Here is a 24,608-nt window from a genome sequence, read left to right as displayed (position 1 = left end):
TCAGCGCACCTCTTCGAGGTAGGAGACCCCGCTGGCCGTGTGGCGGCCGTAGCGCTCCCACTCCTCGCGGAGCACCAGCCGCCCGTCGGGAGCGGGTTCGGGGGTGTTGACCGTCGCGCCGGAGATCACCGCGCCGTCGGTCATGACCAGGGTGTAGGCGAGGTGGAGGCGGCCCTCGGGGTCGACGGTGCCGTTGACGGTGCCCCGGCGCACCGGTCCGCCGGTGAAGTCCGCCCAGACGAGGTCGCCCTGCTGGTGGTAGCGGGCGACGACGCCGTCGCCGCCGCCGGCCTTGCGGAAGCGCCGGCCGTCGTAGTCGATGCTCATGCGTCCACGTCCAGGAGTCCGGCGGGCATCTCCAGGGCCGTGCCGGCCTGCTTGGCGGTCAGCGGCTCGGCGTCGAGGACGACGAGTGCGGCGGCGGCCTCCAACTGCTCCGCGCACTGCTCCCGGGTGTCGGCCGCGCAGACGACGTACGAGTGGCGGGCGATGTAGCCGCCGGGCGGCAGCCGGAGCTCGGTGCCGGGCTCGGCCATGGCGGCCGCGTGGACCAGCCCTGGCGCCTCGTCGGGCAGGGTGACCGAGCGGACGGTGGAGTCCTGGGCCGGGTAGCCGAAGCGGATGCCCGCGACGGTCTGCCGGAGCTGCGCGACCTCGGGCCGGCGGCCGAGCGCGAGGTCGACGAGGACCTCGCCGGGGTCGATGCCGGTGGCGGTGCGGCCGAGGAGGGGGATGAGGTCACCGCCGAGGCGGCCGTTGATCTCGATGACGACCGGTCCGCGGTCGGTGAGCTTCACCTCGGTGTGGGTGATGCCGTTCTCCACCCCGATCACCTGGTGGGCGCGGGTGAGGGTGTCGATCAGCACGTCGTCGGTGAGCAGCGGGTCCGCGGCGTCGACGATGTGGCCGACCTCCTCGAAGTACGGGTGGTGGCCGGTCCGTTTGCGGGCGACGAACATCGGCAGGTACTCGCCCTTGAAGACGGCGGCGTCGACGCTGATCTCCGGCCCGTCGGCGAAGCCCTCCACGATGGCGCCGCCCCGGTAGGGCTCGTCGCCGATGAGGCTGGCGCCGGACGCCGTCCGGTAGGCCGCGTCGAGTGCGGCCGCGTCGGCGGCGAGGACGACGCCCATGCTGGCGCCGAGCGCCCGGGGCTTGACCACCACGGGGTAGCCGATCCGGGCGGCGGCGGCGCGCGCCTCGTCCGGGGTGGCGGTCATCGCGAACCCGGGCTGCGGGAGGCCGGCGCCGGTGAGCAGCGAGCGGGTCCGGTACTTGTCGCGGCAGCCCTGCACACCGGCGGTGCCGAGGCCCGGTACGCCGAACTCGGCGGCGAGGTCGGCGGCGGGCATGACCAGCGGCTCGTCCCAGCAGAGCACGCCCGCGACGGTGCTGCGGGCGGCGATCTCCCGGGCGGTCGCGGCCAGCAGGCCGTGGTCGAAGACGTTGACCACGGTGATCTCGTCGAAGTACTGCTGCTGCCAGGTCGGTCTGATGTTGTTGATCAGCACCGGGCGCAGCCCGGCCGCCCTGGCCCGGGCCGAGACCGATCTGACGAGGTACTCGCGGTAGACCCTCAGCCCACTGCCGATGACCAGCAGCACGTTGTCGCCGTCGCTCATGGTGGATCTCCTCTCCGGTTGCAGGTGTTCAGTCGGGCAGTCCGTCGGCGGCCCGGACGATCCGGTCGGCGACCAGCGGTGCGGTGCGGAAGCCGTCGCCGCCGCTGGCGGACCGGGCCCACACGGCGGGGCCGATCTGCTTGAGGTGGGCCTCGCCGGTGCCGGCGTCCACCAGGTAGTGGCAGCGCCTGACGTCCATCACGCGGTAGCGCTCGGGGTCGGTGACCATGGACTCCGCCATGATCCGGTCGGCGAACGGCGCCTCCTCCTCGTCGGGCCGGTCGGTGAGCCCGTCGACCTCCCGGCAGACCGTGTGGGTGCTGACCTTCAGCAGGGCGCCCCCGCCGGGCGGGAGCAGCCAGCCGCGGCCCACGGTGCCCATCTGGCCCGCGCTGGGCGCGTCGTTCCACCAGGAGGCCAGGTCGGGCGGCGGTTTGAGGTAGAGCATGGTCTGCCGGAGCATCACCATGGGCAGTTCGACGAGCTCCTTCGACCACGGTCCGGCGGCGACGAGCACCAGGTCGCCGCCCAGCACCTCGCCGTCGGCCAGCACCACCTTGGCGGCGTCGGCCTGGACCTCGGTCACCTCCTGCCAGGGCCGCAGGGTGACCCCGGGCTGGCGGACCAGCCACTGGGCGACCGCCCACAGCACGTGGTCGGCCAGCAGGACGCCCGCGTCGTGCTCCAGCACGCCCACCGAGTCGGCGGGGAACCGGATGTGCGGGAAGTCGGCCGGATCGACCACGGTGATCGGCAGGTTGGCGGTCGCGGCCATCCGGGTGACCGTCTCGGCGCGGGCGGCCGGCCACGCGGTGAGCGCGCCCACCCGGCGGTAGATGGTGCTGCCGAGCAGCTCCTCCAGTTCGAGCCAGCGCCAGTGGGCGCCGGCGAGCCGGCGGCTGGTGTCGAGGTCGTCCGGGTCGAGGGAGCGGATCGCCCGGTGCTGGTCGTACGAGGTGGACTCCGGGTTGGGGACGGCCCCGCGGTCCACCACCGTCACCCGGTGCCCGGCCCGGGCGCACCGGACCGCGGTGAGCAGTCCGGTGACGCCGGCGCCGACGATCAGAACGTGCCGTGGGTCGGCCCTCATGTCATCCTGCCCGGCCGACCAGTCGGGGCAGGCGGCGGGGGACGATCGTGGCGGCCTCCGCCGCGGCCCGGAACGCGGTGTCGGGCAGGGCCAGTTCTGCGAGGTCGGGCAGGATCGGGGCGGCGCAGCGCAGGACGGCCTCCACCTGGTGGCAGTAGTCGCCGGCCTGGTCCGGCAGGGGCTCCCACCCGGCGAGCCGGGCGAGTTGGTCGGCGAGCGTCTCGGTGGCCCGGACGAGGCTGAAGGTGCGCAGCTCGTACGTGGCGGCGAACCGTTCGGCGATCCGGGCGGCGGCCTTGCGGGAGCGGTCGGAGACCGGCAGTTCGCCGGTGTCCGCCCAGCGGTCGACGCGGGCGGCGATGCGGTTCCAGGGTTCGACGAGGCGGGTACCGGTGACGCGTTCGAGTGCGCCGCGGCTGAAGTCGCTGCGCTGGAACTCCGGGCTGGTCGCGGCGAGATGGAAACGGATGAGGTCGCGGGGCACCTCGGTGGCGAGTTCCCGGCCGCCGATCGTGTGGCCGCGGCTGGTGGAGAACTTGCTGTTGTCGAGTTCGTAGAACTCGTTGGTGACGAACCGGTCGGGCAGCCGGTAGCGCCCGTCGTACGCCAGCAGCATCGCGACCCCGGCCACCGCGAACGGGAAGGTGTTGTCGAAGCCGAGGAAGTAGACCACCTCTGATTCGGCCTCGGGCAGCCAGAGTTCGTCGATCGAGCCGAGCACCGCCCCGCGGGCCTCCGCGGAGCGGGCGGTGACGTAGATGCTCCAGGCCATCGTCTCGGCGTTGGAGTTGACGGTCTGTCCCGGCATGGCGGGGAAGGGGATTCCCCAGGCGATCGGGTAGGTGATCTGGAAGTCCGGCAGCGGCCGGGAGAGCAGGTCCTCGACGGCCTGCGCCATGTGCGGGCGCATCGCCGCCGCGTGCTGCGTGTAGTAGGCCCGCAGTTGGTCGCGGTACTCCTCCAGCGGCAGCACCAGGACGGTGGCCGCGCGCAGCTCCAGCACGTCGTCGGGGTGCAGGGTGGAGCGCGGGTCGATGAGTTCGCCGGCGGCGATGGGGTGGCCGCAGCTCTCGCACAGGCCGGCGCAGCCGTCGGCCAGGCAGTGCGGGCAGCCGCCGCGGACGTGGCCGTCGACGAGGTACTCGCCGGTGCGCGGTGAGTACGGCAGCCGTACGGTGCGTTCGGTGAGCCGGCCGGCCTCGTACAGCCCGGTCATGAAGTCCACCACGAAGCCGGTGAACCGCGGTTCGTCGCCGGTGTACCCGTCGACGGCGATGCCGAGCGCCGCCAGCGACTTGTCGACGTCGCCCGCCGAACGCGCCGCCAGCTCCTGCGGGGTGATGCCCAGCCGGTGCGCGGTGGTGACCACGTACGTCTGGGTGTCCTGGACTCCGGTGCCGAAGAGCACCTCCCGGCCGACGGCGCGGGCGTAGCGGGTGTGCACGTCGGCGGCGAGGAACGGGCCGGCCAGGTGGCCCAGGTGGAGGTCGCCGTTGGCGGTGGGGGCCGGCGAGATCACGACGGTGCGCCTGCTCATGTCGTCTCCTCCTCGTGGCGGGCCAGGAACCGCTGCGACATGTCGGTGTCCCACCAGACGGAGTAGAACTCGAAGTCCTCGGCGGACTCGTTGACCACCTTGTGGTGGCTGCCGGGGAACAGGTGGGCGATGTCGCCGGCGGCGAACGGGCGGGTCTCCCCGTCGCTGACGAGGACCGAGGTGCCCGCCATGGCGACGAAGATCTCGTACTCGTGGTGGGAGTGCGCGGTGGACTCCTCGCCGGGCGCCACCACGCACCACGCCCCCTCGAAGGGCGCGTTGAGGGCCGGCCAGGGCAGCAGCCGCTCCGAGGCGAGGCCGTACGCGCGGGTCAGCCCGGCGCGGTCGAGACGGCGGATCTCCATCAGGCGGCCCTCGCTACGGTGAGGGCGGTCCGGCGGTCGAGCATGTCGGCGAGGATGTCGCCGGAGCGGTGCGCGAGGACGCTGAGCAGGGAGTCCGCGATGCCGTGGGTCGCCTCGTTGACGCCCTGGAGGTAGAGCGCGGCGTGCGCGGACTCGCCGAGGTCCACCCGGTAACGGCGGTCGACGGCGATGTCGTCGAGGCCGAGGCGCCAGGCGAGGTCGCGCACCAGGGCGGGCATCGCCGGCTCGTAGCCGGTGCCGAGCAGGACGAGGTCGCAGCGGAGCGGCTCGGTCTTGCCCGTCCGCCGGTCGCGGAGCTCCAGCACGATCTCGTCGCCGTCGACGGTCGCCGCGAGGATCTCGGTCATCGGACGGACGGAGGACCGGGTGACGCCGTCCAGGCGCTGGCGGTAGAGCATGGAGTACAGCTCGTCGAGGAACGGCGCGGCCAGGCCCGCGTAGTTGGTCTGCCGCATCTCCTCCAGGATCTGCGCCCGCTCCTCGGGTGCCGTGGAGTAGAACTCGTCGATGAAGGACGGGAAGAACAGCTCGTTGGTGAACTTGCTGGTCTGGTAGTTCTGCAGGCCGATGGAGCGGACCAGCAGGGTCGGCCGGCTGCGCGGCAGGTCGTGGTGGACGGCCATGAACATCTCGGCCGCGCTCTGCGCCCCGCCGATCACGACGACCCGGGTGTCCCGGTCGGTGGGCAGGCGGGCGATGCGCGAGGCGTACTGGGTGCTGTGGATCACCTTGTCGGCGGGCAGGCCCCGGAAGACCTCCGGCACCCGGGCGTCGCGTCCGGCGCCGACGACCAGGTCGCGGCAGCTGACGGTGTCGCCACCGGCCAGGGTGACCGTCCAGCCGGTGAGGGTGCCGTCGGCGGCGCGCCGGGGCTCGATCCGCTCGCTGCGGGCGTTGCACCGCACTCCGACGTGCTCCAGGGAGGCGGCCACCCAGGCGAGGTAGTCGGAGATCTCCTGCCGGTACGGATTGAAGGTGCCCTGGTTGACGAATTCGTCGAGCCGGCCCTTGCTGCCGAGATAGCTCAGGAAGGAGAAACGGCTCTGCGGGTTCCGCAGTGTCACCAGGTCCTTGAGGAAGGAGACCTGGCTGCGTGCCCAGGGCAGCAGCAGGTTGCGCTGCCATCTGATGTCCTCGTGCTGCTCCAGCACCAGCGTGTTCCTGGCCATCCCGTAGGGGCCCGACTCCTCGATCGCCACCGCCAGCGCCAGATTCGACGGGCCGGCCCCGATCGCCAGGACCTCGACCTCGTGGTCGGTCATATCCACCCCGATTCTCGCGAACTGCTCCGGTATTTCCTATGACGAGAAGTCAATCCGACGGGATTGTTGATCGACAGGACCGGTCAACGGAGACAATCAAATGACCGGCACCATCTGGTCGGCGTAGCGCGTCCGGTGGTCCGCGGTGTTCCGCCGCCCGGTCCAGGACGGTCCGTCGGGTGAAGCGGCCACCAGCCGGTACGGCGCCGGGTCCGCCACCAGCGCCCGGACCAGCGGATCCAGCCGGTACGTCCCGGACCCCCGGCCCCGGCGCAGCATCCCGGCGTCGGCGAGCTCCTCCAGCAGCCCGTCCTCGACCAGCACCGCCGAACCGCCCGCCTGCGGCCCCGGACGCTCGGGGGCGGGCCCGGCCAGCCGGTCGAGCAGGTCCCTCGCCCGGTCGTCCAGCCCGAGGTACGCCGAGAACAGCGAGTCACGGACCGACAGGTCGCCGATCCGCAGCCAGTCCAGCGCCGCGCCCGGCTCGCGCAGCCACCCGGTGACCAGGCGCAGCGGCAGGTCGGGCCGGGCGGCGAGCCGGCGCGTCGCGATGTCCAGGGCCAGCGGGAGGTCGCCGCAGAGGGCCGCGAGCCGGTCGCACTCCTCGGGCTCGGCCTCCGCCCGGTCCGGCACCCCCGCGGTGATCATGGCGATCGAGTCGACCCTGGGCAGCACGTCCAGCCGCAGCCGCCGGACCCCGCGCAGCCCCAGCAGCGAGGCCCGGCCCACCACGACGGTCACACTGCTCCGCGCGTCGGCCAGCAGCGGCCGCACCTGCTGCTCACAGCTCACGTTCTCCAGCAGCACCACCAGCCGGCGCTCCGCGAGCAGCGAGCGGTACAGCCCCGCCCGCTGGTCGGCGCCGAACGGCAGCTGCCCGTCGGGCACCCCGAGCGCCCGCAGGAATCCGTCGATCACCGTCCGGGCGGCCGAACCGTCCGGCCCGAGCAGCCCGAAGTCCGCGTACAGCTGCCCGTCGGCCGCCGCCACGTCGTGCGCGTGGTGCAGGGCGAGTTCGCTCTTGCCGACCCCCGCAGGCCCGCTGATCACCACCGGCGCGGTCGACGCGGCACCCAGCCGGCGCAGCTCCCCGGTACGGCTCACGAACCCGGACGGCCGGATCGGCAACTGCGCGGGCCGCGGCAGCGCCGGCCGGACCATCGCCAACGGCTTCGCCGTGTCCGGCTGTTCGCCGGCCACCTGCCGCCACCGCCGCTGCCAGCCCTCGCGGTCGCCGCCGCAGGCCGCCACGTAGGCGAGGGCCACCTGCAGGGTCGGCAGCCGGTGGCCGCTCGCCGCACTCGACAGCACCGAGGCGGAGTACATCGCGGCCCTGGCCATGTCACGGTAGGTGGGATTGCCCGCCTGCACCCTGAGCCGGCGGAGCTCGCTCGCGAATTCGGCGACCGCCCCGCCGGAGGCGTCGACAGGTCTCTCCGGTCTTCCCATGATGGGCCCCTCGAATCGATCGTCCGGGAACTGGGATGAAAGGCATCGGCACCACCGCGGGACTACCGGCGGAGGGCGGGTGGAGCCGGGTCACGCACCCGGCGGACGGTCGTCCTGGGGGTCGAAGGGTGTGCACGCCGCGACCGTCCAGCCGGCCAGCAACGGCGCCGTGCGGCTCACGCGTTCGCAGAGGCCGCGGGTCGCCCTCAGCGCCTGCCGGCCGTCCGGCGAGGCCACGAACAGGACCAGCCCGATGCCCCGCGGGCCGACCCGTGCCCGCAGGTGCTCCAACCGGTCCTCGCCGCGGGCCAGCGGCCAGAAGACCTCCTGGACGAGCGTGGCGGTGGGCCACGGCTCCGTGACCCCGGCCGTCGGCAGCAACTCGGCCTCGATGATGTACAACGCTCGTCCTCCCCGTGCGGCTCGGTCCTCCGGCGGTCGCCCGGGCCGGTCAGCCCCAGGAGAAGCCGTCGTTCGACGAGGGCGACGCCGAGACCGCCGGGGCGGCGGTCGCCGGGGCCTGCACGGGCACCGCGTCGCCGGCGTGCAGGGTGTGCGCCGGGCCGCCCGTGCCGACGAGCACCGCGCCGAAGGTCAGGACGGCTGCGGCGAGACCGACGGCCGGGGCGATGCGAAAGGCACGGCTCATGACAGACTCCTTCTGCGGAACGGAATGCAAGGAATTCGGATGGCATTCTGCGGGGAATTCCCGGGACTTTCTCCGCCGGGTTCCCCGTGCATCCCCATAATCGGTCCGGCCGGCATCGGGTGTCACCACGTCACGGGTGGCGCGAACCGTCCTGGCGCGATGGTGCACCGCCCCCGGGCCCGCGGCAGGCCCACGGCCTGCACGGACGCCGGGCTGGCACGGAGTGTCCAGGCACCCTCAGGCCAGCTCCGGCCGCGGCGCCGCCGCAGCATGCACATCCGCGACCCGGTTATGGAAGGCCCGCGCCCGGACGTCCCCGGCCGCTTGTGGCGCCCTCGCGCCGTCCGGCAAGCTTTTCGGAGCGTGAGGCATCACCCGCTCATCCCGTCGCAGCCCCTGGAGGGACTCGGTGCTCGAAGCTCTGGGCCTGCAGCCCTCGACCGAGACCGTCTACCGTCTCGTGCTCGACGAACCGACCTGGGGCGTCGGGCAGCTGGCCGCCCACCTGTCCTGGACCGAAGAGGCCGTCCGCGGGGCGCTCGACGAACTGGCCGACCTGCGCCTGCTCCGGCCCGGCCGGGAGAACCCGCCCCAACTCCGGCCGGTCAGACCCGAGCTGGCACTCTCCGCACTGCTCTCGCGGAGCGAGACCGAACTCCTCAGGCAGCAGCGGCAGATCGAGGCCACCCGCGCCGCCGTCGCCGAGTTCGCCGCCCGCTACGCCCCGCGCCGCGAGTACGTCGCCGACCTCGTCGAACGCCACGAGGGCCTGGAGGCCGTCCGCCGCCGACTGGAGGAACTCGCCCAGTCGGCCTGCCGGGAGTGCCTCTCCTTCCTGCCCGGCGGCGCCCAGAGCCCCGACACCATGGACGCCAGCAAACCGCTCGACCAGCAGGCCCTCGAACGCGGCGTCGTCCTGCGCAGCATCTACCAGGACAGCTTCCGCAACGACCCGTCCACCATGCAGTACGTGCAGTGGCTCGCCGGCCTCGGTGGCGAGACCCGCACGGTGCCGTCCCTGCCCATGCTGATGGTCGTCGTCGACCGCGAGGCCGCGCTGATCCCCCTCGACCCCGCCGACGGCCGCGCGGGCGCGCTGGAGATGCGCAGCCCGGGCGCCGTCGCCGCGATGACCGCACTCTTCGAACAGTTCTGGTCGATCGGCGTGCCCTGGGGCCGCACCATGCCCCGCAACGACCGCGGCCTCTCCCCGCAGGAACAGGAACTCCTGCGCCTGCTGGCCGCCGGCAACACCGACGAGATCGCCAGCCGGCGGCTCGGGGTGTCGCTGCGTACTGTCCGCCGGATGGCCTCCGACCTGATGGCCCGACTCGGCGCCCGCAGCCGCTTCGAGGCCGGCGTCCGCGCGGCCCGGCAGGGCTGGCTCTGAGCCCGTGCGGCGCGCACCCCGCCCGACGACGGACCGCCTTGGGCGAAGCTTGCCGCCGCCGTGCGGGAGTCCTGTGGGGCGCGACCGAGCGTAGGGGTTTGTGGGTCGGTTGAATGACCTCCGGCGGCGGAGTGGGGGGCGTGAGCGCGTCAGCTGATTGTCAGGGTGCGATCGCCGAAGTCGGCGACCATCCGGAGCTGGCCGCCGAGGGCTTCGACGTAGGCGCGGATCGTTGAGAGCGCTGCGGTGTCGAGCGCGCCGCTCTCGAGCCGGGAGACGTTGGGCTGGGTGATGCCGATGATCTCGGCGACCTCGGCCTGGGTGAGGTCCTGCTCGCGGCGGATCTCGGCGAGGCGGTAGGCCCGTACCTCGGCGTCGAGCTTCTCCCGGTGGGCGGATACGCGCTGCGGGTCGGTGACGACGCCGGGTCGTACGTCCTTCCAGGACTTCATGGCTTGCCCTCCTCGATGGCCTTCAGGTGTCTGCTGAACCGTTCGTCGGCGATGGGGACGTTGATCTCGTACCACTGCCGCCATGCCCCGGCCTTGTCCCCCGCCACCAGGACGATGGCCTGGCGCTCCGGGTCGAAGGCGAACAGGATCCGGATCTCGCCGGGCCCGGTTGTCCGGGGGCGGAGTTCCTTCATGTTGTGGTGCTTGGAGCTGTGGATGCGGTCCACCAGGGGCCGGCCGAGGGTCGGGCCGTCCTGTTCGAGCTTGTCGATGGCGGCCGCGACCTCGTCGGCGGTTCGCGGATCGTGCTGTGCGAGGTCCAGGAGCCATTCCTCGACCTCGCTCTCCAGTGAGACTTCCCATGCCGCACCTACAGTATGCGCTTCAGCGAATATGCGCTGCAAGTTATTCCGGAGGGCCGTCCGGAGAGCCGTCGGCAGGAGCGCCCGACTGACGATGAGATCCAGCCGTTGGCTGCTGCGAGACACTGCGCGGCACGGCCGGGGCCGAGGTCCCGTTGAAGGGCGTAGGTGATCAGGCTGTTCAGCTGCAGGAAGTCGTCTGTCGGCCGACCTGTGCCGCCTTGGGTCACCTCGGCCACGCCGACGGGCCTTCACCCTGCGGACCTATGTCCACCTGATGCCCAAGAGTGACGAGCGGGCACGGGCCGCGATCAGCGCCGCCCTGCGTGGACTGCGTTCCGCGCCCGCCCGTGAGCATCTCGGATTGTGTGCGACCTATGGGCTCGATGTGCCCCCTATGCGCCCTCCAGGGGTCGTCAGCCTGGGTGGTCGCAGGTCGGAGCGGTTCACAGGAGCGTTTGCCAGTAGTACCAGAAGCGGTTCAGCACCAGCAGGGCGATGCCGAGGTACCAGAGGGCCGGGCCCACCCAGTGGAAGCGGGTGGGGGCGGTCCAGGCGCGTGGGGCGGGCAGGATGCCGGTGCGCAGGTTGTGCAGGGTGACGTACCAGGTCAGCGGTCCGATGACGGCCCACACCACCATGCAGTAGGGGCAGAGCGCGCCGATCACGTACAGGGCCTGGGCGATCAGCCACACCACGAAGGCGAGCCCGGCGAGGGTGCCGGCCTGCAGGCCGAGCCAGTACCAGCGGCGGTGGCGGGCCCCGGCCAGCAGTCCCGCGCCGACGGCGGTCAGGGCACCGAAGGCGACGAGCCCGATCAGCGGGTTCGGGAAGCCGAACACCGCGGCCTGGCCGGTGCGCATCACCGAGCCGCAGCTGATCACCGGGTTGATGCTGCAACTCGGCCGGTAGGCCGGGTCTTCCAGCAGGCGCAGCCGTTCGAAGGTCAGGGCGGCGGACGCGGCGAGGCCGGTCAGGCCGCCGACGAGGAGCAGCCGGGCGAGGCCGCGCCCGGCGCCGACGGTGGTGGTCGTGGTCACGGGTCAGCCTCCCGTGGCCTGGCGGACGAGGGCGGTGAAGCGGTCGCCCGTCACGGGGCCGCCGTCGCCGATGACGTTCAGCGCCTTGCCGTCGAGCAGCACCGTCGGGGTGCCGTGTGCGCCGGAGGCGGAGAACGCCGCGTCGACCGCGGCCGCCCACGGCCGGTAGGTGCCCTCGGTGACGGCCTTGGTGAAGGCGGCGGTCCGCAGGCCGGGCACCTGGCCGGCGAGGTCGAGGATGCGGTTGACGTCGCCGAAGCCGTCCGTGCTCTCCGCGGGCTGTTCGGCGTAGAGCACGTCGTGGAACTTCTTGAAGGCCGCAGGGCCGCCCTGGTCGAGCGCGGCGCCGGCGGCGGCCAGCGCGGTGCGCGAGCCGCTGCCGCTGCCGCCGAGGTTGCGGTCGAGGAACGCCGCGAGGTGGTACTCGATGCGGTACGTGCCGTCGTCGGCGAGTTGCTGCACGGCCCGGCCCGCCGAGGTCTCGAACGCCTTGCAGACCGGGCAGCGGAAGTCCTCGTAGACCTGCAGGGTGTGCGGGGCGTCGGCCCGGCCGTACACGACGACGGTGCCGTCGCCGCCCGAGGCGTGCGCCGGGGTGACGACCGCGGCGCCGGCCGCCGGGTCGGAGCCGGGCGCCGTGGCGATCGCCACGGCGGTGCCCGCCACCACGGCGAGTGCGGCGACGACCGCCACTGCGACGGTGGTGCGCCGCCGGGTGACGGCGGTCTTCTGCTCGCGCCGGTGCGCCTCGCGCAGGCGCTCGCGGGCCGAGCCGGCGGACGGTCGGGGGGACTGCTGGTGCGGAGTGGTCATGGTGGGGTGCGTCCTCGCATGTGGGCACGCCACCGGGCCGAGGGCCGCGCGGTGGCACACCGGAGGGAACGGGGGTCCGTGCTCGGGCCCGCCGACCGTCCGGAGGCGTCAGCGGGCGAGGGCGTACCCGGGCGGGCCCCGGCGCGGCGCGGGCGTGGGCACCACGGACACCGGCCGGGGCGGCACGCCCACCGCACCCGGCGACGGCGCCAGCACGGCCGGGCAGGCCGGCAGCGGCGCGAGGAGCAGCAGGAGGCGGCGGCACGCATGGCCCGCTGCCGCACGGGCGGTGCGCAGCACCGCGGCGGCGCCGCCGACCGCGGCCTCGCCGAGCCGCAGCCAGAGTGCCGCGGCGAGGGCCAGGCCGAGGTGGACGAGCAGCACGGTCAGGCGTACCGCGCCGCCGCCGGGCCCGACCGGGCCGGAGAGCAGCGGGCCGGACGGTACCGAGCCGCCCCCGCAGACCAGCAGGTCCATGCCGTGCGCGCGGGCGGAGGCCGGGGCGCAGCCCGCCTGCCCGAGGTTGAACGCGGTGGTGAGGAGGAGTTGCACGGGCAGCATGACGGCGGCGGCACGCCACGGGCCGGGTCGGCCGTCGCACAGGGCGAGGCCGAGCAGCAGTACGGCGACGGTGCAGCCGAGCAGCAGGGAGGCCGGCAGCGGACGCCCGGTCAGCACGACCTGGCCCAGGGCGGCGAGCGGCACGGCGAGCGCGGTGAACACCGCGGCCCGCAGGGCCCTCGTCGCCGGACTGCCGATCATGGGCACCGAGTATGGCAGGGCGCCGGTCGGCGCCGCATAAGCGCCGGGCGCGGGCTGACGGGCCGTCGGGCGCGCCGCGACGGGCCGCCCCGGCCTACCCTGGGACACCCGGGGGGACGTGCACCGGAGGAGGCTGGTCACCGTGCCGCACACCGCCGTGCCGCCAGGCCCCGCCCCGTCCGGCCCGACCGCGGCGGAGGTGCTGGGCGCGTGGATCGCCGTGCAGACCGACACCCTCGCCGGGCTCGCCGCCGACGTCCGCGCGGACCGGCCCGACGCGGTGCACCGGATGCGGGTCACCTGCCGGCGGCTGCGTAGCACCCTGCAGGCGTACCGGCCGCTGATCGGCGCCGACACCACCGCGTTGACCTCCGCCCTCCGGGCGCTGGCCGCCGCCCTCGGCGCCGCCCGCGACACCGAGGTGATCGCCGAGCGGCTCACCGCCGCGGCGCGCACCCTGCCGCCCGAGTGCGGGCCGCGGGAGGTCGTCGCGGCGATGGAGCACTGGGCGGCCGGGCGGACGGTGCGGGCCCGGCCCGAGGCGCTCGCCGCGCTGGACGGACCGGCCTTCCCGGCCCTGCTGGCGGCCCTGCGCTCCCTCGCCGGGCAGCCGCGGTTCACCGCGCGTGCCGAGCGGCCGGCCCTCCCCGTGCTCGCCCGGACGGCCCGTCGGCAGCAGCGGCGGGTGGGGCGCCGGCTCGACGCGGCGGGCGCGGCCGAGCCGGGGGAGGCCGTCGCGGCGGCCCTGCACGAGGCACGGAAGGCCGCCAAGCGGGCCCGGTACGCGGGCGAGCCGGCGGGCGCCGCCGCGGAGCGCTTCACCCGGGGCATGAAGGAGCTGCAGGACCTCCTCGGCGCGCACCAGGACGCGGTCGTGGCCTGCGGCACGCTGCGCGGCCTGGCCGCGGACGACCCGGCGCACGCCTTCGCGTACGGCGTGCTCTACCGGGGGCAGCTCGACGCGGCGGCGCGGGAGCGGGCCCGGCTGCCGGAGGTGTGGCGGGAGGCGGACCGGAAGCCCCGGTTCCGGGGGCCGGCGCCGGCCGTGCCGGTCACCGCAGGCCCGCGGACTCCGCGGCGGCCGCGAGGAGGTCGCGCAGCATCGCCGGGGTGAGCCGACCGGTGTACGTGTTGCGGGGGCTCACGTGGTAGCAGCCGAGGAGCTCCAGCGGGGCACCGCCGTCGGCGGCCGACAGGGTCACCCGGGCGCCGTGCCCGAAGACCGGCCGGGGACGCGGGATCCGCCAGTGGGCGGCCAGCACGGGCAGCGCGGCCTGCCAGGCGAAGCCGCCGAGCGCGACGACGGTGCGCACGGTGGGGCGCAGGTGGTCGAACTCGCGGGCGATCCACGGGCCGCAGGTGTCGCGCTCCTCCGGGGTGGGCCGGTTCTCCGGCGGGCAGCAGCGCACCGGGTCGGTGATGCGGACGCCGTGCAGCACCATGCCGTCGTCGCGCCACGTCGCCCGCGGCTGGGAGGCGAGGCCGAGCTCGTGCAGGGCGGCGTAGAGCAGGTCGCCGGAGGGGTCGCCGGTGAAGATCCGTCCGGTGCGGTTCGCGCCGTGCGCGGCGGGCGCGAGGCCGAGCAGGACGAGCGGGGCGTCGGCGGGGCCGAACCCGGGGATCGGCCGGGCCCAGTAGTCGTCGGCGAGGAACGCGCGGCGTTTGGTGCGTGCCGCCTCCTCGCGCCAGGCGACCAGGCGCGGGCACGCCCGGCAGTGGGTGACGCGTTCGTCGAGGGCGGCGAGCGTGGTGCAGGCGGCCGCCGCGGCGGCTGGGTGGCCGGGGTGCTGCGGGTCGGTCCGGGCGGTGTCGTCGGCGTGCGGCTGGCGCGGCTCCATTCCGCAGATCGTAGGGGCCGGAGTAGCGTGGGCGGTGGGGGTCACTGGGTGTGCCCGAGGTGACGAGATGATCCTTCTCGACGTGGTACTGGGGGCGCTGGTCGTCCTGGCGGTGTGGGCCGGGCTGAGCGCGCGGGTGGTGCAGCAGTTCCAGCGCGGCGTGGTGTTCCGGTTCGGCCGGGTGCGCGACGAGGTGCGCGGCCCCGGGCTGGCGATGATCCTGCCGGTGGCCGACCGGATGAAACGGGTCAACGTGCAGATCGTGACGATGCCGATCCCCGCGCAGGAGGGCATCACGCGGGACAACGTGACCGTGCGGGTCGACGCCGTCGTGTACTACCGGGTGGTCGACCCGGTGCGCGCCACCGTCAACGTCCAGGACTACAACTTCGCGATCTCGCAGGTCGCGCAGACCTCGCTGCGGTCGATCATCGGCAAGAGCGAGCTCGACGACCTGCTGGCCAACCGCGAGCCGATCAACCAGGGGCTGGAACTCATGCTCGACAGCCCGGCGTTGGGCTGGGGCGTCGAGATCGACCGGGTGGAGATCAAGGACGTGGCGCTGCCCGAGTCGATGAAGCGCTCGATGTCGCGGCAGGCGGAGGCCGAGCGCGAGCGCCGGGCGCGGATCATCACCGCGGACGGCGAGTACCAGGCGTCGTCCCGGCTCTCCGAGGCCGCCGCGATCATGAGCACGACCCCGGCCGCCCTCCAACTGCGGCTGCTGCAGACGGTGGTGGAGGTGGCGGCGGAGAAGAACTCGACCCTGGTGCTGCCGTTCCCGGTGGAGCTGCTGCGCTTCCTGGAGAGTGCCACGGAGAAGGCGCAGGGCGCCGCCCCGCCGGAGCCGACCGCCGCCACCCCGGTCGAACCGGCTGATCTCCCGCCGCTGGACGAGGTGTTGGCGCAGTCGCCGCTCGCGCCGCTGGACGACGCGCCGGACGGCGAGCGGCCCGAGGTGGCGTCGCCGCGCGCCGGGGACCACGATGGAGGGGCGGGGGTCTGAGGCACGGCGGGAGGCCTGACCATGACCACAGCCAGAGAGATCATGCACCCGGGGGCGGAGTGCGTCGGCGAGTTCGAGACCCTGGCCGACGCGGCCCGCATCATGAAGGACCGCGGGGTGGGCGCCCTGCCGATCTGCGGGGAGAACCAGAAGCTGCTGGGCATCCTCACCGACCGCGACATCGTCCTGAAGTGCGTCGCCGAGGGCCTCGACCCGTCCACGGTCAAAGCCGTCGACCTGGCCGTCGGGCGTCCGATGGTCATCGAGGAGGACGAGGACGCCGAGCAGGTGCTGCGCATCATGGAGCAGCACCTGGTCCGGCGGCTGCCGGTGATCAACCATCCCGACCACAAGCTGGTGGGGATGATCAGCGAGGCGGACATCGCCCGCGGCATGCCGCAGGAACGGGTCGCCGAGTTCGTCTCGGCGATCTGCGCCGACGACGAGTAGCCGGTTCCGCGCCGGCCACGCCGTGCCGGGTCCTTCGCGCCCGGTCGCGCCACGCCGGGTCCTTCGAGCCGGGTCCTTCGCGGCGGGTCGGTCCGGCCCGGCGCGGGTCCGGCCGGGCGGGTGCCACCGCCCGGCCGGACCCGCCGCCGCGGGGTCAGATCAGTGCGAGGAAGGTGTCGGCGATGACCTGGTAGCCGGTGTCGTTCGCGTGGATGTCGCCGCGCGCCATGGCCGTCCACTGCAGGATGCGGGCGACGTTCGCGGGCACCTTCGTGTCGCCGAGGGGCACCATCGGCAGGAAGGTGTTGGTGCCGAAGGCCCGGGCGACATCCGCGGTCGGCACGCCGTGCGCGGCGTCGGCCAGGGCGATGACGGCGTTCAGCGCGTTGGAGAGCGGCACCGAGGCGAGGGCCGTGGCGCGGCCCTGCTCGCCGGTCGGCCAGGCGGCGAGGAACGGATCGTAGAGGTTCATGCCGATGATCCGGGTGCGCGGCCCGGCGGCCTCCCGCAGCCGGTCGAGGATCCCGGAGAGGCCGCGGCCGGCGGTGGCGATGCCGGCGAGGGTGCAGGGGACGTCGATCGAGCCGCCGGCCGCGCAGCGGTTCACGTCGTTCGCGCCGATGTCCAGGGTGACCAGCACGCGTTCGTCGCGGTGCTCGCGCAGGAAGCGGACAGCGGCGGCGAGTTGGGAGTCGGCGTACGGGTGCGGGTAGGGGCATCCGCCGCCGGCCATGGTGCCGGTGGTCTCGCCGGGGCAGCCGAGGTCGGTGAAGTCGAAGGCCCGGCCGCGGGCCGCGGCGCGGTCGGCGAGGGTCCTCGCGATGTCCTGGGCGTAGCCGCGGCCGACCACGTGACCGCCGTCGGGGGTGGACTGGTAGCCGGCGGCGAGCGAGTCGCCGAGGGCGAGGTAGTGCCGTGGGACGTCGTCGCGTCCGGTGCTCGCGGCCGTGGCGGGGGCGGTGCCCAGGCCGAGCACGGTGACGGCCAACAGGGCTGCGGCGACGGCGAGTCGGCTGCGTCCGGGCATGAGGGTGCGCATCGGGCCTCCGGTGGTGGGGGGCCGCACGTGGGGGTGCGGCCCGGCGAGGCTACTGCGCGGTAGGACCGGTGGGTAGGGGTCGGACGCGACCAACCGCTCGGCGGGCGGGACCGGTTGGACCGGGCGGCCGAGGCACGGGCGTGCGAGGCGCGGGCGTGCGAGGTGCGGGCACGCGGGGTCAGCCGGGGAAGGCGTACACCGCGGTCGCGTGGGCGGCGGGCTCCGTCTCGCCCTCGGCCGTCAGGTCGACGTCGACGAAGGCGATGCGGCGGCCGAGTTTGGTGACGCGGGCCGTCACCAGCACGTCCTTCCCGGTCACCGCCCGCTGGAAGGAGGTGGACTGCTGCACGGTCGTCATCGGGCCGTAGCCGCCGCGGACGGCCGACACGGCCACCGCGGCCGCGGTGTCGGCCGCGGCCATCAGCGCCTGCCCGCTCATCCCGCCGCCCTCCCTGGAGAGCCGGTCCGACCAGGGCAGGCGCAGGACGGCGTGGCGGTCGCCGGTGGCGGCGGTCGAGAGCCCGAGCGCCTGCACCCACGGCGCGAAGTTGTCGGCGAGGATGGTGTCCGCCTCGGCGGGGGAGATCGTCACGCCCGCCATTGTGCGGGCGGCCCGCCCCCGGCGTCATCACCCCGACGGGTGGCCGTGCCTGACGGCCGTGCAGAGCCCGGGCCGGGCCGGTCCGAGTGGGGCCGGGCCACCGGTCGGCGGCCCGGTCCGGCGTAGCGGCTCGGCGGCGTACGGGCTCAGCGGCGGCCGGTCACCGCGCCGCGGGCGATGTGGGAGAGCTTGGCGACCTCGAAGGCCGCGTAGGCCCCGCTCGCGAGCAGTGAGAACTTCACGCCCTCACGGCCGTCGGGCCGGCGGTAGCCCTCCGGGAAGTAGCCGCGGTAGTAGTCGGAGGCCCGCTGGAAGAACTGCGGGCGCTCGGCACGGTCGACGCACCCGGCGAGGTCGAAGACGAAGAGCAGGTGCCGGATCATCCGGGTGAAGAGGTGGGGGCGCAGCGCGTCGGCGGCCGGTGCGGCGCCGAGGAGTTCGAAGCTGCGGGCGTACTGGTCGAAGAGGTCGAAGTGGCTGGCGCCCGGGGAGCCCGTCGGGTGCAGGGTGTGGCGGCGGCGGATCGTCACGCAGGACCGCGGCAGCACGGCGACGCGGTCGGCGGCGGCGAGGGTGCCGTGCGCCACGGGGATCTCGTCGTAGTGGCCGTCCGGGAACGGCGGCACCGTGCCGCGGCGCAGCAGGCGGTCCCAGATCAGTGGCGGGGTGCCGATCAGGGCGGGGCGGTCGGCGGCCGGGCCGACCTGCGGGCCGGCCTCGGCGAGGACGGCGGTGCCGGCGCCGGGCCAGAGCCGGTCGCGGTGGAGCCGCTCGTGGCCGAAGAGCAGGACGTCGACCGCGCCGGTCTCGTCGAGGCGCTCGGCGAGGGCGCCGAAGGCGTCGGGGTCGACGAGGTGGTCGCTGTCGAGGAACAGCAGGTAGTCGCCGCGAGCCCGGGCGGCCCCGGCGTTGCGGGCCCGGCCGATGCCGACGGCGGCGCTGAGGCTCAGCACGGTGATCCGCGGGTCGCGCATGCCGTACGCCTCGGCGGTGCGCTCGGGGCAGTCGGGCGAGGGGTCGACGACCAGGACGACCTCGAAGTCGCGGAACGACTGGGCGAGCAGTGCGTCGAGGCACTCCTTCAGCTGGCCGTTCCGATCGTGGGAGGGGAGCACGACGGAGATCAGGGGTGGAGCCATGGCGGGAGGCTAAAGGTGTGTACAGGCGCACGCAACGGCCTGAACAGCAGTAAATCGGAAGATTATCGGACCAAAGCTTCGGATCGTACGCGGAACCTTCACGCCTCCGCCGTCGAACACCGACAATCGCTCACTGTCCGCCCACCCGGGGTTACCTGCTGGTACGCGGGCCGGTCGGCCACCGCCGCAGGTGCCCCGGCCCGGCCGCGCGTCGGGCGCGGTGCGCCGGGCCGGTCAGTACCAGTGGTGCGCCTGCCAGAACGACCAGGCGCCGCAGGGGCTGCCGTACCGCTCGTTCATGTAGTTCAGGCCCCAGGTGATCTGGGTGGTCGCGCTGGTCCGCCAGTCGGCACCGGCCGACGCCATCTTGGTGCCCGGCAGGGCCTGCACCAGGCCGTACGCGCCCGACGACGGGTTGACCGCGCGCACGTTCCAACTGCTCTCGTGGGCCACGATGTTGCTGAAGCACTGCAGCTGGTTCGCGGGCACCAGCCGGGCCGCGATCCGGCGCGGGCTGTCGGAGGGCGCGGCCTTGACCGCCTTGCGCTGCTGGGAACGGGAGGCCGCCTCGGCCTTCGCCTTGGCGTCGGCCGCCGCCTGTGCCGCCGCCTGTGCCTGCGCCTCGGCCGCGGCCTTGGCATCCGCGTCCGCCTTCGCCTTGGCCTCCGCGTCGGCCTGCGCCTGGTCGGCGGCCGGCCGGCTCATGGCGTCGGCCCGGGCCTTCGCGGTGGCGAGCTGCTCCGCGACGGTCGTGCCGGCGGCGGCCGCCGCGGGGGCGTCGGCCACGGCCGCCGAGGTGGTGTCCTGCGGGATGGCCAGCGCGAGGGTCGCCGTGCCGGTGATCGCGAGCGTGGCGAGGCCCGTCACGAGGGCGTGGCGGCGGTGTCGCAGCGGCACGCGATTCAGCGGCAGGCCCGCGAACGGCCGGTCGGCGAACGGCAGGGTGGGGCGGGGCAGGTTCGGGCGCGGCAGGGTCTTCGGCAGCTGCGGCATGAAGCGGGACAACCTCTCCGTCGGGCGGGGCCGATTCCGGGCACACGGGTGTCGCGGAGCGTGTTCGGGAGGAACAGCCCGCCGGCCGTGCGGACCGGCCGGGGCGCCCCGGCGACGGCCGGAGCTTGCGGGGATGCGCGGTGGAACCGGACCGCGCTCCGCGGTGACCGGCTCATTCTTCGCAGACGTGCCCGGCGGGGGCAACGACCTCCACTACGACGGGCGATCGTAGACACGGCGGGGCGCGCGGGGCCGGCCCCGGCCCCCCGGAGCCGTCGACCCTGCGCCCGCGGTCCGGGCGGGCGGTGCCGCTGACCGGCCGCGGCACCGGGTCTGACCAGCCCCGCCGCCCGCCCGGGCGGGCGGCGGTCAGCCCGGTCGGGCGCGTACGACAGCGGCCCGGCCGTGGTGGCCGGGCCGCGACGACTACGCGGGGCAGTAGGTCGGTGGATCCGTGTGGGGCGCTTCACAGCCCCTGCGGGGCCGTCGTCGGCGCTCCGCGACGGTGCGGTCACGCGCCGGTGGTCCCGGCGCGGGTGGCGGACCGGATGTCAGAGCCGGCCGGCGCCGGCGCGGGCGCCGACGACCCAGGGGAGGGCGACGGTCGGGGTGACCTCGCGGCGCAGGGTCGGCGTCCAGCCCGCGGAGTCGCCGAGCGGCGTGGCGGGGTTGGCCGTGTTGAAGGCGCCGATCAGGTCGCCCGGGCGGCCGTTGACGAGGTTGTCCGCGGCGGTGAGCCCGGTGCCGCCCCAGTTGTAGAGGACCTTCGAGGCCGGCACGTCGGCGGGCAGCTTGACGTAGTTGTGCTCGGCGACGATCTGCGAGCCCTTGCCGACGCCGATGCTGTACTCGTACGCCCCGGTGCCGACCGCGTACACGTTGTTGTAGACGTCGACCTGGCCGAAGCGGACGCGCGGCGCGCGCTGCCCGGTGTTCTGCCACAGGTTGTGGTGGAAGGTGACGCGCAGGTGCCCGGGGTCCGTGGTGGAGGTGTTGCTGCTGCCGACGAGGTTGGTCTTGTCGTGGTCCTTGAAGACGTTCCACGACGCGGTGACGTAGTCGGAGGCGTTGGTGATGTCGAGCTGGCCGTCGTGCACCTGGTAGGGGCGGTCGAAGTACAGCGGCTGGTCGGCGTCCTGGTTGGCGCCGTCGGTGAAGGTGGTGTGGTCGACCCAGACGTGGGTGGCCGTGTAGAGGGTGATGCTGTCGTACTCGGAGTTCCAGTTGCCGACGGCGGTGTCGGTCGGGTCCCACTGGGGGAAGCAGTCGGCCGCGTCCTCCAGGGTGAGGTTGCGGACGATGACGTTGTCCGCCTTCTTCACCAGGAGGTTGCCGCCGAGCAGGCGGGCGTTGCGGCCGAGGCCGACCAGGGTGGTGTTGGAGCCGACGGCGATCTGGATCTGCCGGGCCTGGGCCTTCTGTGCGGCGACCCGGGCGGTCTCCAGCTCGCCGGTGGGCTCGGCGGTGCGGCCCCAGACCGCGGGGTCGTAGGCGGCGAGGTAGGCGTCCAGGGTGTAGCCGGTGCCGGCGGCGTAGTCGTCGCAGCCGAGTGCGTGGCCGGAGTCGTCGGTGTTGAGGTCGATGGTGCCCGCCACGTAGACGAGTTTGGGGGTGGCGTTGCCGCCGTTGGCCGCGTTGTCGCCGCCGAGGGCCGCGACGAGTTCGGCCCGGGTGCGGACGACCGTGGTGTGCGCGGCGTCGGCGGCGGATCCGCCGGTGGTGCCGGTGGTGGCGGAGCCCCAGCCGTCGGACGCGGGCAGGGCGGCCCGGCCGAAGGGCGTCGGGTGGTGGTCGCCGGCCGGGGTGGCCGCGGCCGGGGCGACGGCGCCGGCGAGGGCGAGCGAGCACAGCACCGGGAGGGCGGCTGCGCGGAGGCGGCGGTGAGGGCGCATGAACGGTCTCCGGATGGTGAGGTTCAGCATGATGAACAACGATCGTGTCCGTGGATGGACCCTAGGGATTTGTTCTTACGTGAGTCAACGGCCGTGCAGCACCTTGTTCCACAAGTGGACCAATATTCATGGATATGAACCATGTGGCCGAGTGGAGTGCCGGGCCCGGCGCCGATCAGGGGCCAGGCCGCCCCCGCGCGCCGGGCCCCGCCGGCGGGCACGGATACTGGGCCGCATGATGATCGCGCTCGCCCTGCTGGTGGCCGTCGCCCTGCTCACGCTCGTCCACTGGTACGTCTGGCGCCGGGTCGTCCGGGACGTCTCGGCACCCGGCAGCGCCTGGCGGCGGACCGGCACGGTGCTCGCCGTGGTGCTGCCGCTGCTGTCCCTCGGCGCCCTGGCCGGCGGGCGCGCCCTGCCGATCGCCGCCGAGCGGTGGCTGGCCTGGCCGGGCTACCTCTGGCTGGCGGTGCTGCTCTACCTCGTGCTGGGGCTGCTGGTCGGCGAGGCCGTGCGGCCGCTGCTGCTCCGGGCCCGCCGCGGGTCCGCGCCGCAGCCCGAGCGCGAGCCGGTGCCGGCGGGCGCCGTCGGCGCGGAGCCGTCCGAGGGGGAGGCCCGCGCCGAAGGGCCCGCCACCGGTGCCCGGCCCGGGCCCGCCGACCCGTCGCGGCGATTGCTGGTGGCCCGCGGGGTGGCGATCGCCGCGGGCGGTGCCGCCGCCGCGGTGGTGGGCAACGGCGCGCACGGCGTGCTGCGCGGACCCCGGCTGAAGCAGGTGACGGTGCCGCTGGCGAAGCTGCCGCGGCAGGCTCACGGCTACCGGATCGCCGTGGTCAGCGACATCCACCTCGGGCCGATCCTCGGGCGGGCGCACACGCAGCGCATCGTCGACACCATCAACAGCGCCCAGCCCGACCTGATCACCGTGGTCGGCGACCTGGTCGACGGCAGCGTGGCCGACCTCGGCCCGGCCGCGGAGCCGCTCGCCCGCCTGCGGGCGCGGGACGGCGCCTACTTCGTCACCGGCAACCACGAGTACTTCTCCGGTGCGGCGGAGTGGGTGGACTTCGTCCGCGACCTCGGCGTGCACCCGCTGGAGAACGCCCGCACCGAGCTCACGCACTTCGACCTCGCCGGCGTGAACGACATCGCCGGCACCGCGGAGGGCCAGGGGCCGGACTACGACCGGGCCCTCGCCGACCGCGACCGGACCCGGGCGGCCGTGCTGATGGCCCACCAGCCGGTGGCCGTCCACGAGGCCGTCCGGCGCGGGGTCGACCTCCAGCTGTCCGGGCACACCCACGGCGGGCAACTGTGGCCGGGCAACTACCTCGCGGAGCTGGCGAACCCGACGGTGGCCGGGCTGGAGCGCTACGGCGACACCCAGCTGTACGTCACCCGCGGCGCGGGCGCCTGGGGCCCGCCGGTGCGGGTCGGGGCCCCTTCCGACATCACCATCGTGACGCTGGCCTCGCTCCGGGCCTGAGGCCCGCCCGGCCTCGCTCCCGCCCCGGCCGTCCGCGGGGCGGAATTCCCGGTCCGGTCGGAGGGGCCGGGGCTAGGGCGTGTCCTAGGGTCCGTGCATGACCGGGGACCGCGCGGACCGTACGCACCGCAGGTGGCTGATGCTGGCCGTCGGGACGGGCGGCCAGACCGCCGTGACCACCGCGCTCTACGGGCTGCCCTACCTCGTCCCGGCGTTCCGGCAGAGGTTCGGCGTCTCGCTCGCCGGGGCCGGGATCCTGGTCTCCGGCCCGATCCTGGGCGTCATGGTGACCCTGATCGCCTGGGGCGTGGTCGCCGACCGGCGGGGTGAACGCGCGGCGCTGGCGGCCGGCCTGCTGCCCGCCGCGGCCCTGCTCGCGGCGGCGGCCGCCGCACCGCAGGTGCACCTCCTGGCAGTGCTGCTCGTGCTGGTGGGAGCGTTCGGCGCCGCGGTCAACGCGTCGTCGGGCCGGCTGGTGATCGGCTGGTTCCCGCCGCACCGGCGCGGCGTGGCGATGGGGATGCGCCAGGCGGCCCAGCCGCTCGGCGTCGGACTCGCCGCCGCGGTGCTGCCGCCGCTCGCCCGCCACGCGGGCCTGCCCGCCGCCCTCGGCTTCTGCGCGGTGCTGTGCGCCCTGGCCGGGCTGGCGGTGCTGCTGCTGGCGGCGGACCCGCCCCGCCCGGCGGGGACGGGGCCGGTGCCCTGGCCCGGCCCGTACCGCGGCGGCCGGCTGTGGCGGCTGCACGGCGCGGCCGCCCTGCTGGCGGTGCCGCAGTTCGTGGTGACGGGCTTCGCGCTGGTGTTCCTGGTCGGGGCCCGCGGCTGGTCGGTGGCCGGGGCCGGCACGGTGCTGGCGGCGGCCAGCCTGGCCGGCGCCGCGGTGCGGCTGCTCGCGGGCTGGTGGTCGGACACGGTCGGCAGCCGTGTGCGGCCGATGCGCCTGCTCGCCCTGCTGACCGCGGCGGACGTGCTGCTGCTGGCCGCCGGGGCGCTGTGGCCCTCGCCGCTCGGCACGGCGGCCCTGCTGCTCGCCTCGGCGCTGACGGTGTCGACGAACGGCCTGCACAACACCGCGGTCGCGGAGTCGGCCGGCCCGGCCTGGGCGGGCCGGGCGCTCGGCGCGCACGGGGTCGGCCAGCACGCCGCGGTGGTCCTGGTGCCGCCGATGGCCGGTGCGCTGATCACCGCCCAGGGCTTCGCGCCGGCCTTCGCCCTGGCGGCGGCCTTCCCGCTGGTGGCCGCCGCGGTCATCCCGGGGGAGCCGGGCGGGCCGCCCGCCGCCGGGCACGCCGGCCCGGCGGCCGGGCCGGTCACCGCCGCGGCCGAGGAGGCGTCCGCGTCATGAGCCCG

At 74.6% G+C, this 24,608-nt stretch carries 26 protein-coding genes; 6 read left to right on the top strand and 20 right to left on the bottom strand.

Translation table 11 applies throughout. The features are described from left to right. The 9 genes from OG335_RS07690 to OG335_RS07650 all read right to left on the bottom strand — a co-directional run bounded on the left by OG335_RS07690 (window position 1) and on the right by OG335_RS07650 (window position 7,995). On the bottom strand, window positions 1-327 hold the full coding sequence (locus tag OG335_RS07690; RefSeq protein ID WP_405010272.1) for a hypothetical protein: 327 nt from the start codon (window positions 325-327) through the stop codon (window positions 1-3). Then, on the bottom strand, window positions 324-1,622 hold the full coding sequence (locus OG335_RS07685; RefSeq protein WP_405010271.1) for an ATP-grasp domain-containing protein: 1,299 nt from the start codon (window positions 1,620-1,622) through the stop codon (window positions 324-326). The genes OG335_RS07690 and OG335_RS07685 overlap by 4 nt, the downstream gene beginning before the upstream one ends. Before the next feature lie 28 nt (window positions 1,623-1,650). Continuing rightward, window positions 1,651-2,712 carry an NAD(P)/FAD-dependent oxidoreductase gene (locus tag OG335_RS07680; protein ID WP_405010270.1) on the bottom strand — a complete coding sequence of 354 codons (1,062 nt, stop codon included), beginning with the start codon at window positions 2,710-2,712 and terminating at the stop codon, window positions 1,651-1,653. Window position 2,713: 1 nt separating this feature from the next. After that, complete coding sequence (locus OG335_RS07675; protein ID WP_405010269.1) at window positions 2,714-4,249, bottom strand: class I tRNA ligase family protein; 1,536 nt, start codon at window positions 4,247-4,249, stop codon at window positions 2,714-2,716. Next, a complete protein-coding gene (locus tag OG335_RS07670; RefSeq protein WP_405010268.1) occupies window positions 4,246-4,614 on the bottom strand; it encodes a cupin domain-containing protein in 369 nt (122 codons plus the stop codon). The genes OG335_RS07675 and OG335_RS07670 overlap by 4 nt, the downstream gene beginning before the upstream one ends. Next, window positions 4,614-5,897: a lysine N(6)-hydroxylase/L-ornithine N(5)-oxygenase family protein gene (locus OG335_RS07665; RefSeq protein WP_405010267.1), complete on the bottom strand. Its 1,284-nt coding sequence runs from the start codon at window positions 5,895-5,897 to the stop codon at window positions 4,614-4,616. The genes OG335_RS07670 and OG335_RS07665 overlap by 1 nt, the downstream gene beginning before the upstream one ends. Window positions 5,898-5,993: 96 nt before the next feature. Next, window positions 5,994-7,346, bottom strand: coding sequence for an XRE family transcriptional regulator (locus OG335_RS07660; RefSeq protein WP_405010266.1), 1,353 nt, complete (start codon window positions 7,344-7,346; stop codon window positions 5,994-5,996). 90 nt (window positions 7,347-7,436) lie between these two features. Beyond that, the gene (locus tag OG335_RS07655; RefSeq protein ID WP_405010265.1) at window positions 7,437-7,748 is read right to left on the bottom strand and encodes a hypothetical protein; all 312 of its coding nucleotides are present in this window, start codon (window positions 7,746-7,748) and stop codon (window positions 7,437-7,439) included. Window positions 7,749-7,797: 49 nt separating this feature from the next. Then, window positions 7,798-7,995, bottom strand: coding sequence for a hypothetical protein (locus OG335_RS07650; protein ID WP_405010264.1), 198 nt, complete (start codon window positions 7,993-7,995; stop codon window positions 7,798-7,800). Between the two features lie 409 nt (window positions 7,996-8,404). On the opposite strand from OG335_RS07650, the gene OG335_RS07645 reads away from it, so the two are divergent. Further along, the gene (locus OG335_RS07645; protein WP_405010263.1) at window positions 8,405-9,385 is read left to right on the top strand and encodes a LuxR C-terminal-related transcriptional regulator; all 981 of its coding nucleotides are present in this window, start codon (window positions 8,405-8,407) and stop codon (window positions 9,383-9,385) included. 149 nt (window positions 9,386-9,534) lie between these two features. On the opposite strand, the gene OG335_RS07640 is transcribed toward OG335_RS07645, so the two are convergent. The 5 genes from OG335_RS07640 to OG335_RS07620 form a co-directional block, all read right to left on the bottom strand. Next, window positions 9,535-9,837: an XRE family transcriptional regulator gene (locus tag OG335_RS07640; RefSeq protein WP_380328109.1), complete on the bottom strand. Its 303-nt coding sequence runs from the start codon at window positions 9,835-9,837 to the stop codon at window positions 9,535-9,537. After that, complete coding sequence (locus OG335_RS07635) at window positions 9,834-10,241, bottom strand: type II toxin-antitoxin system RelE/ParE family toxin (protein ID WP_405010262.1); 408 nt, start codon at window positions 10,239-10,241, stop codon at window positions 9,834-9,836. Before OG335_RS07635 ends, OG335_RS07640 begins: the two co-directional genes overlap by 4 nt. Before the next feature lie 404 nt (window positions 10,242-10,645). Next, window positions 10,646-11,239, bottom strand: a complete 594-nt coding sequence (locus tag OG335_RS07630) for a vitamin K epoxide reductase family protein (protein WP_405010261.1) — start codon at window positions 11,237-11,239, stop codon at window positions 10,646-10,648. A 3-nt stretch (window positions 11,240-11,242) separates the two neighbouring features. Further along, window positions 11,243-12,052 (bottom strand): DsbA family protein, encoded by an 810-nt coding sequence (locus tag OG335_RS07625; RefSeq protein WP_405010260.1) that lies wholly within the window; start codon window positions 12,050-12,052, stop codon window positions 11,243-11,245. Between the two features lie 108 nt (window positions 12,053-12,160). Then, entirely contained in the window at window positions 12,161-12,814 is a 654-nt protein-coding gene (locus OG335_RS07620; RefSeq protein ID WP_405010259.1) for a hypothetical protein, read from the bottom strand. Between the two features lie 142 nt (window positions 12,815-12,956). On the opposite strand from OG335_RS07620, the gene OG335_RS07615 reads away from it, so the two are divergent. Next, window positions 12,957-13,928, top strand: a complete 972-nt coding sequence (locus OG335_RS07615) for a CHAD domain-containing protein (protein ID WP_405010258.1) — start codon at window positions 12,957-12,959, stop codon at window positions 13,926-13,928. On the opposite strand, the gene OG335_RS07610 is transcribed toward OG335_RS07615, so the two are convergent. Beyond that, window positions 13,867-14,652 carry a uracil-DNA glycosylase gene (locus tag OG335_RS07610; protein WP_405010257.1) on the bottom strand — a complete coding sequence of 262 codons (786 nt, stop codon included), beginning with the start codon at window positions 14,650-14,652 and terminating at the stop codon, window positions 13,867-13,869. The two genes, OG335_RS07615 and OG335_RS07610, sit on opposite strands and share 62 nt — an antisense overlap. Before the next feature lie 67 nt (window positions 14,653-14,719). On the opposite strand from OG335_RS07610, the gene OG335_RS07605 reads away from it, so the two are divergent. Next, a complete protein-coding gene (locus OG335_RS07605) occupies window positions 14,720-15,658 on the top strand; it encodes an SPFH domain-containing protein (RefSeq protein WP_405010256.1) in 939 nt (312 codons plus the stop codon). Window positions 15,659-15,679: 21 nt separating this feature from the next. Beyond that, window positions 15,680-16,108 (top strand): CBS domain-containing protein, encoded by a 429-nt coding sequence (locus tag OG335_RS07600; protein WP_405010255.1) that lies wholly within the window; start codon window positions 15,680-15,682, stop codon window positions 16,106-16,108. A 154-nt stretch (window positions 16,109-16,262) separates the two neighbouring features. Here OG335_RS07600 and OG335_RS07595 read toward each other — a convergent pair whose 3' ends face one another. From OG335_RS07595 to OG335_RS07575, 5 genes are all read right to left on the bottom strand, one after another. Beyond that, entirely contained in the window at window positions 16,263-17,147 is an 885-nt protein-coding gene (locus OG335_RS07595; RefSeq protein WP_405010254.1) for an SGNH/GDSL hydrolase family protein, read from the bottom strand. Between the two features lie 178 nt (window positions 17,148-17,325). Beyond that, a complete protein-coding gene (locus OG335_RS07590) occupies window positions 17,326-17,748 on the bottom strand; it encodes a PaaI family thioesterase (protein ID WP_405010253.1) in 423 nt (140 codons plus the stop codon). Between the two features lie 146 nt (window positions 17,749-17,894). Further along, window positions 17,895-18,887: a glycosyltransferase family 2 protein gene (locus OG335_RS07585; protein ID WP_405010252.1), complete on the bottom strand. Its 993-nt coding sequence runs from the start codon at window positions 18,885-18,887 to the stop codon at window positions 17,895-17,897. A 234-nt stretch (window positions 18,888-19,121) separates the two neighbouring features. Next, on the bottom strand, window positions 19,122-19,880 hold the full coding sequence (locus tag OG335_RS07580) for a transglycosylase SLT domain-containing protein (protein ID WP_405010251.1): 759 nt from the start codon (window positions 19,878-19,880) through the stop codon (window positions 19,122-19,124). A gap of 551 nt (window positions 19,881-20,431) precedes the next feature. Continuing rightward, window positions 20,432-21,772, bottom strand: a complete 1,341-nt coding sequence (locus OG335_RS07575) for a polysaccharide lyase family 1 protein (protein ID WP_405010250.1) — start codon at window positions 21,770-21,772, stop codon at window positions 20,432-20,434. A 235-nt stretch (window positions 21,773-22,007) separates the two neighbouring features. Between OG335_RS07575 and OG335_RS07570 the strand changes: the two genes are divergently transcribed. Together OG335_RS07570 and OG335_RS07565 are read left to right on the top strand one after the other, a co-directional pair. Continuing rightward, window positions 22,008-23,258 (top strand): metallophosphoesterase, encoded by a 1,251-nt coding sequence (locus OG335_RS07570; RefSeq protein WP_405010249.1) that lies wholly within the window; start codon window positions 22,008-22,010, stop codon window positions 23,256-23,258. Window positions 23,259-23,355: 97 nt separating this feature from the next. Then, a complete protein-coding gene (locus OG335_RS07565; protein WP_405010248.1) occupies window positions 23,356-24,603 on the top strand; it encodes an MFS transporter in 1,248 nt (415 codons plus the stop codon). The last annotated feature ends 5 nt before the right edge of the window (window positions 24,604-24,608 follow it).

This window comes from Kitasatospora sp. NBC_01539 (assembly GCF_045040525.1).
Classification (GTDB): Bacteria; Actinomycetota; Actinomycetes; order Streptomycetales; family Streptomycetaceae; genus Kitasatospora.
Note: the sequence above shows the minus strand (reverse complement) of the source record. Positions and strands in the feature narration are given on the sequence as shown.

Excerpts from the sequence above, each read along its gene's own strand:
- OG335_RS07690 (WP_405010272.1), bottom strand. The coding sequence starts at position 327 with ATGAGCATCGACTACGACGGCCGGCGCTTCCGCAAGGCCGGCGGCGGC.
- OG335_RS07685 (WP_405010271.1), bottom strand. The coding sequence starts at position 1,622 with ATGAGCGACGGCGACAACGTGCTGCTGGTCATCGGCAGTGGGCTGAGG.
- OG335_RS07680 (WP_405010270.1), bottom strand. The coding sequence starts at position 2,712 with ATGAGGGCCGACCCACGGCACGTTCTGATCGTCGGCGCCGGCGTCACC.
- OG335_RS07675 (WP_405010269.1), bottom strand. The coding sequence starts at position 4,249 with ATGAGCAGGCGCACCGTCGTGATCTCGCCGGCCCCCACCGCCAACGGC.
- OG335_RS07670 (WP_405010268.1), bottom strand. The coding sequence starts at position 4,614 with ATGGAGATCCGCCGTCTCGACCGCGCCGGGCTGACCCGCGCGTACGGC.
- OG335_RS07665 (WP_405010267.1), bottom strand. The coding sequence starts at position 5,897 with ATGACCGACCACGAGGTCGAGGTCCTGGCGATCGGGGCCGGCCCGTCG.
- OG335_RS07660 (WP_405010266.1), bottom strand. The coding sequence starts at position 7,346 with ATGGGAAGACCGGAGAGACCTGTCGACGCCTCCGGCGGGGCGGTCGCC.
- OG335_RS07650 (WP_405010264.1), bottom strand. The coding sequence starts at position 7,995 with ATGAGCCGTGCCTTTCGCATCGCCCCGGCCGTCGGTCTCGCCGCAGCC.
- OG335_RS07640 (WP_380328109.1), bottom strand. The coding sequence starts at position 9,837 with ATGAAGTCCTGGAAGGACGTACGACCCGGCGTCGTCACCGACCCGCAG.
- OG335_RS07625 (WP_405010260.1), bottom strand. The coding sequence starts at position 12,052 with ATGACCACTCCGCACCAGCAGTCCCCCCGACCGTCCGCCGGCTCGGCC.
- OG335_RS07620 (WP_405010259.1), bottom strand. The coding sequence starts at position 12,814 with ATGATCGGCAGTCCGGCGACGAGGGCCCTGCGGGCCGCGGTGTTCACC.
- OG335_RS07610 (WP_405010257.1), bottom strand. The coding sequence starts at position 14,652 with ATGGAGCCGCGCCAGCCGCACGCCGACGACACCGCCCGGACCGACCCG.
- OG335_RS07605 (WP_405010256.1), top strand. The coding sequence starts at position 14,720 with ATGATCCTTCTCGACGTGGTACTGGGGGCGCTGGTCGTCCTGGCGGTG.
- OG335_RS07600 (WP_405010255.1), top strand. The coding sequence starts at position 15,680 with ATGACCACAGCCAGAGAGATCATGCACCCGGGGGCGGAGTGCGTCGGC.
- OG335_RS07595 (WP_405010254.1), bottom strand. The coding sequence starts at position 17,147 with ATGCGCACCCTCATGCCCGGACGCAGCCGACTCGCCGTCGCCGCAGCC.
- OG335_RS07590 (WP_405010253.1), bottom strand. The coding sequence starts at position 17,748 with ATGGCGGGCGTGACGATCTCCCCCGCCGAGGCGGACACCATCCTCGCC.
- OG335_RS07585 (WP_405010252.1), bottom strand. The coding sequence starts at position 18,887 with ATGGCTCCACCCCTGATCTCCGTCGTGCTCCCCTCCCACGATCGGAAC.
- OG335_RS07580 (WP_405010251.1), bottom strand. The coding sequence starts at position 19,880 with ATGCCGCAGCTGCCGAAGACCCTGCCGCGCCCGAACCTGCCCCGCCCC.
- OG335_RS07575 (WP_405010250.1), bottom strand. The coding sequence starts at position 21,772 with ATGCGCCCTCACCGCCGCCTCCGCGCAGCCGCCCTCCCGGTGCTGTGC.
- OG335_RS07570 (WP_405010249.1), top strand. The coding sequence starts at position 22,008 with ATGATGATCGCGCTCGCCCTGCTGGTGGCCGTCGCCCTGCTCACGCTC.
- OG335_RS07565 (WP_405010248.1), top strand. The coding sequence starts at position 23,356 with ATGACCGGGGACCGCGCGGACCGTACGCACCGCAGGTGGCTGATGCTG.